The sequence below is a fragment of the Aeromonas veronii genome, from assembly GCA_041319085.1.
Lineage (GTDB): Bacteria > Pseudomonadota > Gammaproteobacteria > Enterobacterales > Aeromonadaceae > Aeromonas > Aeromonas veronii_F.
Genome location: CP101033.1, coordinates 1107455 through 1122986, shown reverse-complemented (window position 1 = coordinate 1122986; position 15532 = coordinate 1107455). Strand labels below are relative to the sequence as shown.

General features: G+C 59.6%; 13 protein-coding genes. 5 read left to right on the top strand and 8 right to left on the bottom strand.

The window, feature by feature from the left end:
* Positions 1-154: 154 nt before the first annotated feature.
* Both yjeH and NMD14_05510 read right to left on the bottom strand, forming a co-directional pair.
* Positions 155-1435: an L-methionine/branched-chain amino acid transporter gene (gene yjeH / locus NMD14_05515; protein XEI33877.1), complete on the bottom strand. Its 1281-nt coding sequence runs from the start codon at positions 1433-1435 to the stop codon at positions 155-157.
* 140 nt (positions 1436-1575) lie between these two features.
* On the bottom strand, positions 1576-2868 hold the full coding sequence (locus NMD14_05510; protein XEI33876.1) for an HAAAP family serine/threonine permease: 1293 nt from the start codon (positions 2866-2868) through the stop codon (positions 1576-1578).
* Between the two features lie 492 nt (positions 2869-3360).
* Between NMD14_05510 and NMD14_05505 the strand changes: the two genes are divergently transcribed.
* Positions 3361-4299, top strand: a complete 939-nt coding sequence (locus NMD14_05505; protein ID XEI33875.1) for a LysR family transcriptional regulator — start codon at positions 3361-3363, stop codon at positions 4297-4299.
* 73 nt (positions 4300-4372) lie between these two features.
* Positions 4373-5785: an MATE family efflux transporter gene (locus NMD14_05500; GenBank protein ID XEI33874.1), complete on the top strand. Its 1413-nt coding sequence runs from the start codon at positions 4373-4375 to the stop codon at positions 5783-5785.
* Between the two features lie 169 nt (positions 5786-5954).
* On the opposite strand, the gene tyrS is transcribed toward NMD14_05500, so the two are convergent.
* The gene (tyrS, locus tag NMD14_05495; protein XEI33873.1) at positions 5955-7154 is read right to left on the bottom strand and encodes a tyrosine--tRNA ligase; all 1200 of its coding nucleotides are present in this window, start codon (positions 7152-7154) and stop codon (positions 5955-5957) included.
* Positions 7155-7364: 210 nt separating this feature from the next.
* Between tyrS and NMD14_05490 the strand changes: the two genes are divergently transcribed.
* Together NMD14_05490 and NMD14_05485 are read left to right on the top strand one after the other, a co-directional pair.
* Positions 7365-8690: a peptidoglycan DD-metalloendopeptidase family protein gene (locus NMD14_05490; GenBank protein XEI33872.1), complete on the top strand. Its 1326-nt coding sequence runs from the start codon at positions 7365-7367 to the stop codon at positions 8688-8690.
* Between the two features lie 64 nt (positions 8691-8754).
* Positions 8755-9876 carry an anhydro-N-acetylmuramic acid kinase gene (locus tag NMD14_05485; protein ID XEI33871.1) on the top strand — a complete coding sequence of 374 codons (1122 nt, stop codon included), beginning with the start codon at positions 8755-8757 and terminating at the stop codon, positions 9874-9876.
* Positions 9877-9913: 37 nt separating this feature from the next.
* Here NMD14_05485 and NMD14_05480 read toward each other — a convergent pair whose 3' ends face one another.
* A complete protein-coding gene (locus NMD14_05480) occupies positions 9914-10786 on the bottom strand; it encodes a hypothetical protein (protein XEI33870.1) in 873 nt (290 codons plus the stop codon).
* Between the two features lie 462 nt (positions 10787-11248).
* Here NMD14_05480 and NMD14_05475 point away from each other — a divergent pair, with 462 nt between their 5' ends.
* Positions 11249-11605 (top strand): MliC family protein, encoded by a 357-nt coding sequence (locus tag NMD14_05475; protein ID XEI33869.1) that lies wholly within the window; start codon positions 11249-11251, stop codon positions 11603-11605.
* 54 nt (positions 11606-11659) lie between these two features.
* Here NMD14_05475 and NMD14_05470 read toward each other — a convergent pair whose 3' ends face one another.
* From NMD14_05470 to nrdD, 4 genes are all read right to left on the bottom strand, one after another.
* Positions 11660-12052: an energy transducer TonB gene (locus NMD14_05470; GenBank protein ID XEI33868.1), complete on the bottom strand. Its 393-nt coding sequence runs from the start codon at positions 12050-12052 to the stop codon at positions 11660-11662.
* A gap of 177 nt (positions 12053-12229) precedes the next feature.
* The gene (locus NMD14_05465; GenBank protein ID XEI33867.1) at positions 12230-12400 is read right to left on the bottom strand and encodes a YqaE/Pmp3 family membrane protein; all 171 of its coding nucleotides are present in this window, start codon (positions 12398-12400) and stop codon (positions 12230-12232) included.
* Positions 12401-12464: 64 nt separating this feature from the next.
* A complete protein-coding gene (gene nrdG / locus NMD14_05460; GenBank protein XEI34715.1) occupies positions 12465-12974 on the bottom strand; it encodes an anaerobic ribonucleoside-triphosphate reductase-activating protein in 510 nt (169 codons plus the stop codon).
* Between the two features lie 149 nt (positions 12975-13123).
* Positions 13124-15241 carry an anaerobic ribonucleoside-triphosphate reductase gene (nrdD, locus tag NMD14_05455; protein ID XEI33866.1) on the bottom strand — a complete coding sequence of 706 codons (2118 nt, stop codon included), beginning with the start codon at positions 15239-15241 and terminating at the stop codon, positions 13124-13126.
* Positions 15242-15532 lie beyond the last annotated feature (291 nt).

Genomic DNA, 15532 nt, shown 5'->3' with positions numbered 1-15532 from the left:
CTTTTTTTGGCGATAAATCGCCGTTGAGTTGATCCGACCCTGCCCTTTTCGGCAAATTGCGTGCCAACGGGTGTTCATATGAACATCCCATATGCCGAAATCAAAAAGCCCTGAACATCAGGGCTTTCTCATTTCTTCGACAATCGGGGAGACGTTACTTCGCCACCGGAAGCGCATCCTGCTGGCGACAGCGGCGCAGATGACGCCGCCACAGCGAGCAGCCGCCGTAGCCAAGACTCAGCACCACCGCATAGAGCACCTGAGACGCAAGTGCCACCAGCACCAGTGCGCAGAGCAGTACGCTTATCCCCGCCAGCCCCTTGCCCACCCCGCTGAGCAGGCGCCAGCCCGCCGCCATGCAGAGCAGGTAGACCAGCACGAAGTTGCCGTTGGCGTAGCGGATCAGCTCATCGAGCGGCAGTCTCAGCCAGATGATAAGGGTGATGCAGAGCAGACAGATGGCAAGCACCAGCGTGAGCGCCCGCAGCGGCGCACCGCGCGCGGTGAGCCGGGCCAGCGAGACGGGCAGCTTGCCTTCCCGCGCCATGCTCCAGATCAGCCGGGCAAAACCCTGAATGTAGATGTTGATGCTGGCAAAGCAGGATAGGTAACCGAGCACCGCCACCAGCCACTTGGCGGTGGGGCCAAACAGCAGCGCCAGCAGGGAGGGAATGGCGGTGGCATTTTTTGCCTCATCGCCGTAGAGGCCATATTTGAGCACCACCAGCGAGTGCACCCAGTAGATAAGCCCCGCCAGCAACACCCCGCCCAGCAGGGCGATGGGGTAATCCCGCTCCGGACGCTTGAACTCCTCCCCCATATGAGCAAAGGCTTCCAGCCCGACAAAACACCAAAACATCACCGCCAGCGCGGTGGTCATAGCAGGCCACTCATCCGCGCTCGGCAAGGGCCGGGCTGCGTCGCGCCAGCTCACCTCCCCCTTGAACCAGATCAGCAGGGTGAGCCCCAAAATGGCGAGCGCAATCAGCAGTTGCAGGTTGCCGGAGGATCGCGCCCCGCGCAGCCCCAGCAGAAAGACCCCAAGCAGGGTCAGCAGCTGGATGGCCCACAGGGTCCACTCCCCCATCTCGAACAGGGCGTGCCAGAAACCGGCGGCGATCATCAAGGCCGCAGGCAGGCCCACCGGCAGCACCGCCAGAAACAGGAAGGCAGAGAAGCGCTCGGCACCGTTGCCAAAGGCGAGGCCAATCAGATGCGGCGCCCCACCCGCGTGGGGATAGCGGCGGCCGAGGCGGGCGAAGGTAAAGGCGATGGGCAACACCAGCGCAATCAGCAACAACCAGGCCCAGAGCGACGCCCCACCCGCCAGCGAGGCGGCAGTCGCCGGTACCACGAAGATCCCGGTACCCAGCAGCGAGGTGGCGAGCAGCCCCATCCCCTGCCAGAGCCCGAGATCCTTTTTCAACGCAGACATATTCCTTTGTCCCGATTTATAAACAGATGTCGGGCCATGTTAGGCCGCAGCACCTTGCTTGTTAAGGGCTATTCCTTGCCCAAATAAAAAAAGCCGCTTCATTGCTGAAGTGGCTTTTTCACAAGGATTAACCAGAGTTATCAGGCAATCAGCTTGTAGATGATACCGGACATGGCGATCAGGCCAATCAGGGTCACGAAGCCGTTGCTGATGTTGCCAGCATATTTGCGCATGGCAGGAACCTTGGCGATGGCGTACATCGGCATCAGGAACAGCAGCATTGCGATGATCGGGCCGCCCAGGTCTTCGATCATGCCGAGGATGCTCGGGTTGATGGTGGCGATGGCCCAGGTGGTCAGGATCATGAACACCGCAGTGATTTTGTTCAGTTGCTTGGTGTCAACGTTCTTGCCCTTCTCGCGCAGCGCCTTGGCCATCAGGCCGTTCATGCCCTCTTGTGCTCCCAGGTAGTGACCCAGGAAGGATTTGCTGATGGCAACCATGGCGATCAACGGAGCCACGGTGGCGATAACCGGGTTGTCGAAGTGGTTGGCCAGGTAGGACAGGATGGAGATGTTCTGTTCTTTGGCAGCCGCCAGATCAGCCGGAGAGAGGCTCAGTACGCAGCTGAATACGAAGAACATCACGGTCATCACCATCATGACGTGGGCGCCCAGCAGGATGTTGCTGCACTTCTTCTCGGCACCTTCACCGTAACGACCTTTGTTATCCACCGCGAAGGAGGAGATGATCGGGGAGTGGTTGAAGGAGAACACCATAACCGGGATCGCCAGCCACAGGGTCTTGATAAAGTCACCGTTGAAGGCGTCGGACAGAGCCGGAGCTTCAGTGATGATGGCACCGTTCCAGTGCGGGATCAGGTAGAACGCCAGGCCCATCAGGGTGATCACGAACGGGAATACCAGCACGCTCATCGCTTTGACGATAACCTGGCCACCCAGACGAACCACGGCCATCAGACCGAGGATCAGCGCCAGTGACAGGATGGCACGGGGAGGCGCAGTCATGCCCAGCTGGTGAACAATCACGCTCTCGACGGTGTTGGTGATGGCGACTGAATACATCAGTACGATCGGGTAGATGGCAAAGAAGTAGAGCAGGGTGATGAATTTGCCTGCGGTCTTGCCGAAGTGCTCTTCTACGACTTCAGTGATGTCGCCATCACGGGTAGAGCCGGACAGCACGAAGCGGGCCAGACCACGGTGAGCAAAGAACGTCAGCGGCAGGGCCAGGATCAACATGGCAACCAGCGGCCACAGGCCACCGACACCGGCGTTGATCGGCAGGAAGAGTACACCGGCACCGATCGCGGTACCGTACAGACCCAGCATCCAGACCACATCGGCCTTGTTGATGCCGCGGGAAGTGTTGCTGGCTAAACGACCATCAGCCGCAATATTCATGTCAGACATACGTTGTTCCTGTCATCTAGGAAAAATGGGATTCTTGTTTGTTCGGGCCTTGGCCCGGTTCCCTCTCCCTGGAACGCCTGCTGTCCGTCCTTGTAGCTCTCACACCCCGGCAATCTGGTCATCACGTCATGTGACAACAAGCATGCAACAAACAACGGCATGAGTGTTTGACTCTGAGGGGGACACCTGTCTGCCTTAACAACTCGACAACATGCGTCTTTCTCGATGGAGTGACTGTAATTAAATGACCTTATTAATCACATCATTTTTTGAATTAATCAACAGAAGTTTGATTGCAGCCACCTTTTGGCCAACCGAGATCACATTAACAAAGCCTTGTTGTGGTTTTTTTTTAACAATTCAACTTAGTTTCACTAGAATCAATGTCTTGCCGGTTGATGCAATTTTGCAACATATCGTCCGTTGCGCGCAGATTGTGTGCAGCACAGCCTTGGCGTACCCTTGTGACTCACGCCTTTTTGTTGATTGATGATGACTATTACCCGTACCGATCTCGCCGAACTGGCGGTGTTTGCCGCCGTCGCCCGTCACCGCAGTTTCAGCAAGGCCGCCCTCGAACTCGGGGTCTCCGCCTCTGCCCTCAGCCATAGCCTGAAGGGACTGGAAGCCAGGTTGGGGGTGCGGCTGCTCAACCGCAGCACCCGCGCCGTGGTGCCGACCGACGCGGGCCAACGGTTGCTCAAGCAGCTGCTCCCCACCCTCAATACGCTGGAAGAGGCGCTCAGCGAGCTGGCCCGCCACAGCGACGAGCCGGTGGGACGGCTCAAGCTCTGCGCCCCCCGTGGCGCCATCGACAGCCTGCTGGCACCGGTACTGATCGACTATCTGCGCCGTTATCCCAGAATGCAGGTGGAGGTGGTGGAGCAGGAGCTGATGCCCCGGCTGATTGAAGATGGCTACGATGCGGCGCTCTTTTATGGCGATCTGCTGCCCAAGGAGATGATCGGTATCCCCCTCGGCCCGTCCCAGCGCTATCTGGTGGTGGGCTCCCCCGCCTATCTGGCCGAGCACGGCGCGCCGGAGCACCCGAGCGAGCTGAGTCGCCACGCCTGTATCGGCTATCGCCTCACCCCGCACCATCACTATCGCTGGGCCTTTGCCGCCGACGGCAACATGCTGGAAATTGAGGTGACCGGGCCGCTCACCACCAGCACCCCGGCCCTCTATCTCGGTGCCGCCGAGGCGGGGCTGGGGCTGGCCTACTGTCTGGAAGAGGAGGTGAGCCAAAAGGTCGCGGAGGGGAAACTGCTCACCGTGCTGGAGCCCTGGTGCCCCACCTTTGCCGGTTTCTATCTCTTCTATCCCAGTCGACACCAGCTGGGCAGTGGCCTGCGCATCCTGATCGACATGCTCAAGGCTCACTACCAACACCCCGGATTGGTGAGTAATACTCAGCAATTCATCAAGTGAAACCCTGATTATCACCAAATAAGTATTAATCTAGACTAGCTGTTCGATATTCGAGCTCCTCGAGAGAACAGATATGTCTGCCTATTTAACACTGCGGCGACGGGCCATGACCCGTCGCTTCTGGGCTTACGCCCTCCCCTCCATTCTTGCCATGCTGGTCTCGGGGGCCTACTACCTCATCGACGGCATCTTCGTCGGCCACTATGTCGGCGCCGCAGGCCTCGCCGGGATCAACCTGGTCTATCCGGTCATCATGGTGCTGATCGGGCTGGCCGCCATGATCAGCATGGGGGCGGCCACCGCCATCTCCTTCCAGCAAGGGGCGAAGAATAACAACCTGGCCCGTCAGGCGCTGGTCAACGCCCTCTGGCTGCTGGCAGGTCTCGGGGGTGTTGCGCCGGGTCTGCTCTATTACACCCACACCGATATCTTGCTGGGGCTGGGGATTGAACAGGGCACCGAGACTTGGAAACAGGCGAGTGACTACCTCACCTGGATCGGCGGCGGTACCCTGCTGCTGGCTAGCAATCTGGCGGTGCCCTATCTGCTGCGCAACGATGGCCGCCCGAAACTGGCCATGGTGCTGGTGAGCAGCGGCGCCGTGCTCAACATCATCCTCAACTACATCATGGTGGGTCGGCTGGGACTGGGACTGATCGGTACCGCGCAAGCCACCCTGATGGCAGAAGGCGCCGTGAGCCTGATCGGCCTTGGCTACTTCTTTACCCCCTGGGCGCGGCTGCGCCTCAGCTGGCGGGATCTGGTGCCCAACCTCCCCGCCATGCCGCACCTGCTTTTTACCGGTCTGCCAAGCCTGATTGCCCAGTTCAACCTCGGCCTGCTGCTGATGCTGCACAACAGCCAGCTGATGGTGTATGGCAATGTGAAGGATCTGGCGGGCTTTACCGTGGCCGGTTACACCGAAGCGGTCTTTATCGTCATCCTGCAGGGGCTGGCGTTCGGCATTCAGCCGCTCATCAGCAAGGCGGCGGGGGCCAAGCGCCATCGCAACCTCAAGTACCTGATGGAGATGGGGCTCACCTTCACCTTTATCTACGGCATGCTGGTGTGGCTCACCATCCAGCTGCTGCCGGGACAGGTCGCCATGCTCTATACCGGCGACAAGGATCCCGAACTGCTGGCCGCCGCCATCAGCAGCCTGACCCTCAACCTCGGCGCCATGCCGCTGGAGGGGATCATCATGTTCGGCATCGTGCTGCTGCAATCCATGGCGCGTACCCGTCAGGCGCTGGTTATCTCCATCGCCAAAACCGTACTGCTGCTGCCGCTCATCTTCCTGCTGCCACAGCAGTGGGGCCGTGACGGTGTGCTGATGGCCCAGCCCGCCACCGTGCTGCTGCTCACCCTGCCGCTCTGCTGGCTACTGTGGCGCGAGTGGCTGCGCCTGAAAGTGGCCTGCGCGCCAAAAGCCAGGCTCCGCCCGCAACCGGCCAGCGCGCGCGCCGCCGTCCAACTGGCCCGCTAAGGCCGCAGACCGCACTGCAACAATAAAAAACCGGCATCATCCGATGCCGGTTTTGCTATCTGCGCTTCCCGCCCATATCGTACATACAGAGAAGCCTCCGCAAGGGAGGCTTCTCTTATTCAACGCAGCAGACTGGATGACCCGTCAGCGTGGACTGAGCGATCAGGGCTTACTTGACCGTCACCCGGGCAAACTTGCGCTTGCCAACCTGATAGACAGCGGTACCGGCACCAATCAGTGCTTTGCCATCGTCCAGCTTCTCGCCATCCACCTTGACCGCGCCCTGCTTGATCATCCGCAGCGCTTCGGAGGTGGTGGCCACCAGATCGGCCTCTTTGAGCAGGTTGGCGATGGCCAGCCCGTCGCCTTCCAGGGCCAGTTCGACTTCCGGCATCTCGTCCGGAATAGCGTTCTTGGAGAAGCGCTGGGTGAAATCTTCGTGGGCCGCTTCGGCCGCCGCTTCATCGTGATAGCGGGTGATGATCTCCTTGGCCAGCCAGATCTTCACGTCACGGGGGTTGAGGGTGCCGGCAGCGATGCCCGCCTTGAACCCTTCGATTTCAGCCAGCGGACGGAAGGAGAGCAGCTCGTAGTAGTTCCACATCAGATCGTCGGTGATGGACATGATCTTGCCGAACATCTCGCCCGGGGCATCGTGTACGCCGATGTAGTTAGCAGCGGACTTGGACATCTTCTTGACGCCATCCAGACCCACCAGCAGCGGCATCATCAGCACGCACTGGGTCGCCATGCCGGCATCTTTTTGCAGCTCGCGACCCATCAGCAGGTTGAACTTCTGATCGGTACCGCCGAGCTCGACGTCCGCCTTCAGCGCAACCGAGTCATAGCCTTGCAGCAGCGGATAGAGGAATTCGTGAATCGCGATGGACTGGCCGCCGGTGTAGCGCTTCTTGAAGTCGTCGCGCTCCATCATGCGGGCTACAGTCTGCTTGGCCGCCAGCTTGATCATGCCGGTCGCACCCAGCTCGCTCAGCCAGGTCGAGTTGTACTCGATGCGGGTCTTGGCCGGATCGAGGATCTTGAACGCCTGCTCCGCATAGGTGAGGGCGTTGTGCTTGATGGCCTCTTCGGAGAGCGGCGGACGGGTGCTGTTCTTGCCGGAGGGGTCACCCACCATGGCGGTGAAATCGCCGATCAGCAGGATGATCTCGTGGCCCAGATCCTGGAAGGTCTTCAGCTTGTTGAGGATCACGGTATGACCCAGGTGAATGTCGGGGGCCGTCGGGTCCATGCCCAACTTGATGCGCAGCGGGCGCCCTTCCTTCAATTTGGCGACCAGTTCTTCTTCAACCAGAATTTCTTCCGCTCCGCGCTTGATCTCGGCTAGCGCCACCTCGAGCTGGGACATTTTTTGACTCTCCATCACGATTCCACAGGGCCAAACATATTACTGGAATGGCGGGCCAATTGGAAAGGCTGTAAAATCCGTCCATTCTACCCGACTTCGTCAGCGTCATATGACCATTTGCAACACTCTCCCAGTGTGGCTGGCATGGCAGGCTAATTAGAAAGGCTGTAAACTCCGACTCTCTTTTCTGCCCAACTTCATCTGCTTCTCATGGTTATTTGGCACGCCTTTAACGCACTCCCCCACTGGCACCGCAAGATGGTGCTGATTTTGAGCATCATGATCATGATGCTGGCGGCCTGGCCAAGCGAACAGGCAGTAGCAACACGAGTCGATGAAAATGGCAACGAGATTGCCCTGCGGGAACCGGCTAACGACAACGCGTTGAACCACGAGCTGACGGCCGAGGCCGCCCAGCCTGTCACCCCGCCCAAGCCGCGCTACATCACCAAGCAGGTAAAGGTACACCGTGGCGACAACATGGGGGTGATCTTCCAGCGCATTGGTCTGAGCACCACTGATCTGCACCTAATCGACCAGCTCGAGGGCAGTGATCCCCTGCGGATGCTGCAACCGGGGCAGGAGCTCACCTTCAAGCTCACCGAGAACGGCGAGCTGCACAGCCTCTATTACCCCCACAGTCTGGAGCAGGCGCTCAAGGTGAGCCGCAAGGAGGAGACCTTTGTCGCCCGCAACGTCAAGATCGCCCTCGATACCCGCGAACAGGTGAGCAAAGGCGAGATCCGCTCCAGCTTCTGGGGCGCGGCGGTGGACGCGGGGATGACGGAAGATCAGATCATGGATCTCGCCGCCATCTTCGGCTGGGACATCGACTTTGCCCAGGATCTGCAGCCGGGGGACAGCTTCCGGGTTGTCTATGAAGACAAGTTCCGCGACGACGAGCGGGTGGCCTCCGGCGATATTCTGGCCGCCGAGTTCGTCAACCAGGGCACCGCCTACCGCGCCGTGCTCAATGAAGATGGCAACTACTACACCCCGGAAGGGAAGGCGATGCGCAAGAGTTTCCTGCGCGCGCCGGTCAATTTCAAATACATCAGCTCCAACTTTAACCCGCGCCGCCTCCATCCGGTGACCGGCAAGATCCGCCCCCACAACGGCATCGACTATGTGGCGCCGGTGGGCACCCCCATCATGGCGGCGGGCTCCGGCAGCGTGGTGGCCGCCGGTTACAACCAGTTCAACGGCAACTATGTCTTTATCAAGCATGCCGGCAACTTCGTGACCAAATACCTGCACCTCGCCAAGCGCACCGTCAACAAGGGACAGCGGGTGAAGCAGGGGCAGACCATCGGTACCCTGGGTGGCACCGGCCGCGTCACCGGGCCGCACCTGCACTATGAATTCGTGGTGGGCGGCATTCACAAGAATCCACGCACCCTCAACTTGCCGCAGGCGGAGACGCTCAGCGGACGCGAGCTGGCCAACTTCAAAATGCTGGCCACGCCGCAACTGGTCAAGCTCGACAACCCCACGCTGCAACTGGCCCAGAACAAGCGGGATAGTCGCGGCAACTAAGTGAGCCAGATGAGGGTCTCTCTTTATCCTGCCCCACGTTTGGCAACCATATTGAGGAAAGCTCATGGCTGAGCGTTATATCGGATTGATGTCTGGCACCAGCATGGACGGAATTGACGCCGTGCTGGTGATGATCGACGGGGATGAATTGCGGGTCGAAGCCGCGCTTTGTCACCCCTGGCCGGAAGAGACCGCCCGCGCGCTGCATGCCCTCTGCACCCCGAGCGACAACGAAATCGACCGCATGGGAGTGGCCGGCAAGCAAGTGGCAGAGGAATTTGCCACCGCCACCCACGCGCTGCTGGTCAAGGCGGGGCTAACCCCCAAGGATATTCGCGCCATCGGCAGCCACGGCCAGACCATCCGCCACCGCCCCCAGCTTGGCTTTACCCTGCAGATCGGCAACGCCGCCCTGCTGGCAGCCCTGACCGGCATCGACGTTATCGCCGATTTTCGCACCATGGATATGGCCCTCGGTGGTCAGGGGGCGCCGCTGGTGCCCGCGTTCCATCAAGCACTGTTTGCCAAACCCGGCGTATTGCGGGTGGTGCTGAACCTCGGCGGTATCGCCAATATCTCGGTACTGCCGGGCAATCCGGTCGGCGTCTATGGTTTTGATACCGGCCCGGCCAACACCCTGCTCGATGGCTGGTATCGCCGCCATCAGCCCCACGGTGGCAGCTATGACGCCGGTGGCAAATGGGCCGCCAGCGGCACGCCCATCCCGGCTCTGCTGGAGAAGCTGCTAGCTCACCCCTACTTCGTCGCCCCTTCCCCCAAGAGTACCGGACGGGAGATGTTCACCCTCGCCTGGCTCGATGGCGAGCTGGCAGGCAATGCCTACGCCCCCGTGGATGTGCAGCGTACCCTGCAGGCACTCACCTGCCACAGCATCGCCCGCCAATTGCCCGCCCAGCCAAACTCATTGAGCGCCAGTCAACCGAAAGCCGAGCTGTTTGTCTGTGGCGGTGGCGCCCATAACGCTCCGCTGCTAAGCGAGTTGGCCAGCCTGCTGCCCGCATGGCGCATTGCCAGCACCCTTGATCTGGGCCTGGCCCCCGATTGGGTTGAAGGCGCGGCATTTGCCTGGCTGGCCATGTGCTTTGTCCATCGCAAGCCGGGCAATCTGCCCGCCGTCACCGGTGCCCGCCGTCCGGCTGTGCTGGGGGCGCTCTATCCCGCCTGAGTGATAACAACGGGTGTTGTCGGCGGATGGCCCCGTATTAGTGCGCCCCCTTAAACAGACGCACAACCTGTTGCCGGATCGGAGCAAACAGTGGCGGTTTGGGCGGTTCCAGATTGATCTGACGCCGCCCGGCACGGGTTTCACAGCGCAGCAGATTCTGGATGTAGTGATGATGGGAACGATGAAGCAGTTGTGAGGCCTGATATGCCCACTGTCTGGGCACGCCCCACAGGGTGCTGGCAATCGCCCCGACGATGCAGAAAAAGGCGGGCTCCTGTATCCCCATCCTGCTGGCGTTCTCCAGCGCCTCCTTGAGCGAGTTGGCGTGAGCAATACAGGTCATGATATTGACCATGAAGGCCTCGTAGTCGTCCTCCCCCCCCTTGCCAACGCGCGCCGTCAGGGTCGCGGCGGGCTGATAACCAAACTGATAGCCGATATTTTCCAACACCGCATTACGCTGGCGGATCACCTTGCCATAAAACATCAGCATCACCATGCAATCGATGACCTTGCACAGCGTCTCGTAGTGGGGATGGCTCTTCTTGGGACGCGGCGCTGTTGCCAGGGCCAGCTCTTCGGAGATAGCCAGTAGGCCCACCGGTACGGCGGTGCTGACAAACGAAAGGTCTATCGACAGCTCCAACCCCTCTTCCCCTTCCATGCGGGCAACGATGACATGTTCGCCAAACAGCCGGCGCTGGCGCTCGATAAAGGCGCCATAGACCAGATCGCGAAACTGCTTTTGCGGATAAGGGGTATCGAGCAGGCTCTCGATGGTCATGATGGCGGCGGATACCCGGCCACGCAGTCGGTAATCAGCAGGAATGGGAAAGATCTTTCCCAGGCGAGGAGGTAACGCCTGCACCGATGTTTGACAATACATATCGCCCAGAACGAAACCCAGCATAAATCCTCCACAGTCAGGTAATGATGATCGCGACGCGATCTCGCTTGCCAGTCCTGGGCAATGGCCTGCCGGTGCATCGATGCTATCCGTCAGGACTCCTTGAATGCTTTATTAATCTTACAATTAATCAGATGTTGAAAAAGCGACCTGACTCGCAATCACGCCACTAATTAACAGTTTCATCAAGAAACAATAAAGAGTGGTCTATTTGTCCATTTTTGATTATTTTCCCCTTTGCAAACAGTCTATTGCACTTCATGCTTGGAAAGGCATCCCGCACTGTGCCACACCCTTCCCCCCTCCCAATCATCACAACCAGCCACAGCTGAGGGGGCCATCGGATAAACCCGAAACAAGGGGGCACACCTGCAAGAAAGAGCAAAAATCGACGACGCGGGACAACCCCGCTCGTTCATGCACTGCATGTTCCGGACACGTTCCGACACCAATGGAGCTGTAATCATGAATAAAGTACATATGATGGCCGCTGGTGCGATGGCCCTCGGCCTGCTCGCCGGCTGCAATCAGGGCAATACCCTCTCTGTCACCGGTGGCGAACCGGTCAGTTATCAGTGCGAGCAGGGCAAGAAGGTGCTGGTGCGCTACTTCTCCCTCTCCGATGAGAGCCTCAACTTTATCAAGCTGTCGCTGCCGGACGGCAAGGATTACACCCTGCCCCAGGCCGTCTCGGCCTCCGGCGCCCGCTATACAGACGAGCACGAGGCCGTCTGGTGGAACAAGGGGGATGGGGGCTTTGTCGAACTGCGGGATCAGGCTGGCGAGTGGCAGACCGCCTACAACGACTGCAAACAGCAATAAACGTGACCCCGGCTAGGCCGGGGTCTCTGTTTCTGACATCAGAGTGGTGGGGGATCAGTTGATCTCGATCTCGAAGCGGTTGGTCACCTCGACCGGAATGGCATCCGGGTTGCCCTCTGCCGGGCTGTAGCGGATCCGCGAGAGGGTCGCCAGCGCGCTCTGCTCCAGCTCGCCGGGGGGCTCGGCCGCCACCACTTCCGGTTTGACCGGCGTGCCGCTGGCGTCGATTTGATAGCGTACTTCCACATACCCCTTGACCGGTTTGGCCGGCAGGGCGGGCTCGTCATTGCCAAGCCATGACCACTGCTTCTCCTGAACCCAGTAGCTGGACAACTGCTCAAGAGGGATAGCGATCGGAGCACGTTCGTGCGCCACCTCCTGACGGGATGAGCAGCCCAGCAACAGTGTCACGGCCAGACCTGACCATACTGCGACTTTCCACTTCATGTAACGCTCCTTGTTCTTTGCCGGTGCTTGTTGCCGGACTGCGGGCCGCTTAACACGAGCCCCCTTGGTCAGTGACCCATCTTGACGAAAAAGTATTCGTATGAACATGAACAAAAGGACCAACCCCGAGAGGTTGGCCCTTTTATCGTCTATGAGCTCACTACCCAGCCGAAGGTATCAGCCGCGCTTGTCGCTCACCACCAGCCAAAGCGCATGCACCATGCCGGGCAGACCGCCCAGCAGGGTCAGCACTATGTTGATCAGAAAATGCAGGCTGAAGCCCACCTGAAGAAAGGCACAGACCGGGGGCAGAAAGATGGCCAGCAGGATCTTGAGCAGATTGTTCATCTCGGCTCTCCTCTTCAAGAATGTCGTCGGGATAGGAATGGGCTAACCATAAACATCCCGGGCTTCAACTGCAAACCAGACAGGGAATTCGCTCACCCGTATCACGCCAGGCATTGAGGTCGTGGATCTGCTGGTTGCTGCTGCCACGCCAGAGCAGGCCCGGATCTGCCAGCTCTTTTTCAAACTTGCCATCCACCAGCACATCCAGCAGGGCGACCAGCTCGCGCTGGGCAGCGGAGAGCTCGCCGAGCCGATAACCGGTCCAGCACCAGATATCCTTGCCCGGACACTCGGCACGTACCCGTTTCACCAGCACCATCACGTGGGGCACGTTGGCCGGGTGAAGCGGATCGCCGCCGGAGAGCGACAGACCACGCCGTTTGATGCGGCTGTCGTTGAGGTCGCTAATGACGCGATTGCTCATCGCCTCATCGAATGGCTTGCCGCCATCGAGCCGCCAGGTGCTCTGGTTGTAGCAGCCGGGGCACTGGTGCTCGCAACCCGAGACGAACAGGGTGGCGCGGGTGCCGGGGCCGTTGATCACATCAACCGGGTAGTATTGGTGGTAGTGCATCATCTCTCTCTATTACGGCCCCTCATCCCCGCCCCCCGCCCCTTCTCCCACTCTTTTTCAAGTGAGCAGGAGAAGGGAGCAAAGCAGCACAAACAGTACATCGGCCGGTTCCCTCTCCCCTTGGGAGAGGGCTAGGCTGAGGGCTCGGCTTACATATGTTTGACGCGGCGCTTCACTTCTTCCTGCTTGCCCGCATTGAAGGGGCGCGCATCCGGGCTGCCGAGGTAGCCACAGACACGGCGAGTCACCGACACCTTGGCGGGGTCGTGGTTGCCGCAGCGCGGGCAGGTAAAGCCCTTGGAGGTGCACTCGAACTCGCCGGTGAAGCCGCAGTCATAGCACTCGTCGATGGGGGTGTTGGTACCGTAGTAGGGCACCTTGTCGTAGCTGTAATCCCAGACGTTCTCCAGCGCTTCCAGGTTGTGCTGGATGTTGGGGTACTCGCCGTAACAGATGAAGCCGCCGCTGGCGATGGGCGGATAGGGCGCCTCGAAGTCCAGCTTGTCGTACGGATTGACCTGCTTCTCCACATCGAGGTGGAAGCTGTTGGTGTAGTAGCCCTTGTCGGTCACGCCGGATACTACGCCAAACTCTTTGGCATCGATGCGGCAGAAACGGGTGCAGAGGTTCTCGCTCGGAGTGGAGTAGAGGCTGAAGCCGTAGCCGGTCTCCTCTTTCCACTCGTCGATGGCCGCCTTGAGACGGGCGATGATGGCGATGGCCTTCTGCTGCAGCTCGGCGCTGTCAAACAGGTGCACCTTGTCACCAAACAGGGCGTTGATGGTCTCGTGAACCCCGATATAGCCAAGCGAAATGGAGGCCCGGCCGTTCTTGAAGATCTCGCTGACGTTGTCGTCCGCCTTGAGGCGCACACCGCAAGCCCCTTCCATATAAAGGATCGGAGCAACCCGCGCTTTCACCCCGTCCAGACGGGTGATGCGGTACATCAGCGCCTTCTTGGCGACCCGCAGAGAGGCATCCAGACGATCCCAGAAGTCCGCTTCATCACGGGATTTCAGCGCAATGCGCGGCAGGTTGAGGCTCACCACGCCCAGGTTGTTGCGACCTTCGTGGATCAGCTCACCATTCTCCTCGTAAGCGCCGAGGAAGGAGCGGCAACCCATGGGGGTTTTGAAGGAGCCGGTCACCTTCACCACCTGGTCGTAGTTGAGGATGTCCGGATACATCCGCTTGGAGGCACACTCCAGCGCGAGCTGCTTGATGTCGTAGTTGGGATCGCCCTGCTTGTGGTTGAGGCCATCCTTGATGGCGAACACCAGTTTCGGGAACACGGCGGTCTTCTTGTTCTTGCCAAGGCCAGCGATACGGTTGCTGAGGATGGCGCGCTGGATCATCCGCGACTCCCAGCTATCCCCCAGACCAAAGCCGAAGGTGACGAACGGCGTCTGACCGTTGGCGGTGTGCAGGGTGTTGACTTCATACTCCAGCGACTGGAAGGCGTCGTAACACTCTTTCTCGGTGCGGGCCATGGCATAGGCTTCCACATCGGCAATGCCCCACTCTTCGGCCACTTCACGGTGTTTCTGCCAGCTGATGGTAACATAGGGCGCCAGCACTTCGTCGATGCGGTTGATGGTGGTGCCGCCATAGATGTGGCTCGCCACCTGGGCGATGATCTGGGCGGTCACGGCGGTGGCGGTGCTGATCGATTTCGGGGTATCGATCTCCGCATTACCCATCTTGAAGCCGTGGGTCAGCATCCCCTTCAGATCGATCAACATGCAGTTGAACATCGGGAAGAAAGGCGAGTAGTCGAGATCGTGGAAGTGCAGATCACCGTTCTCGTGGGCCTGCACCACATCACGGGGCAGCATGTGGCTGGTGGCATAGTGCTTGGCGACGATACCGGCCAGCAGGTCGCGCTGGGTCGGGATCACCTTGGAATCTTTGTTGGCGTTCTCGTTGAGCAGGGCGGCGTTGGTCTGCTCGACCAGACCACGGATCTCCTGCGCCAGACGGCCGCGCGCCTCACGGGCCTGATCCCGGTCGTGACGGTATTCGATGTAGGCACGGGCAATGGCCTTGTCGTCGGACGCCATCAGGTGGTTTTCAACCCGGTTCTGGATCTCGTGGATATCAACTTCACCACGCCCTTCCAGCTCCTGGCTGACCGCGTTTGAGATGCGCAGTGCCAGCGCCGGATTGGCCTGATTGACCGCTTCCGCCGCACGGCTGACCGCATCGCTAATCAGCTGGGCATTGAATGGTGCGCGACATCCGTCACGTTTGATCACAACCGGTTTCATGAATTATCCCCGTTAAAAGGCCAGGCATTTGCCTCTGGCTCACCCTTGTTAGATCCCCTTCCCGGCATCTCGTCCTGGACGCAAACAAATTCAGCCGGGGCTTGACAAGCCTGGGCTGAAGAGAGGAAGGGAACAGCTTATACACAGCTTAATAACACTACATATAGGGATTAAAACTGAATGCACGCCTATATGTGGTGTCTATTAGGCACCAAAGCGTGACCGTATTTCTTGATCCAGAACAGGTTTTTCAGCGAGCGGGACAGTTCACAACCAACCACAACAAGCCCC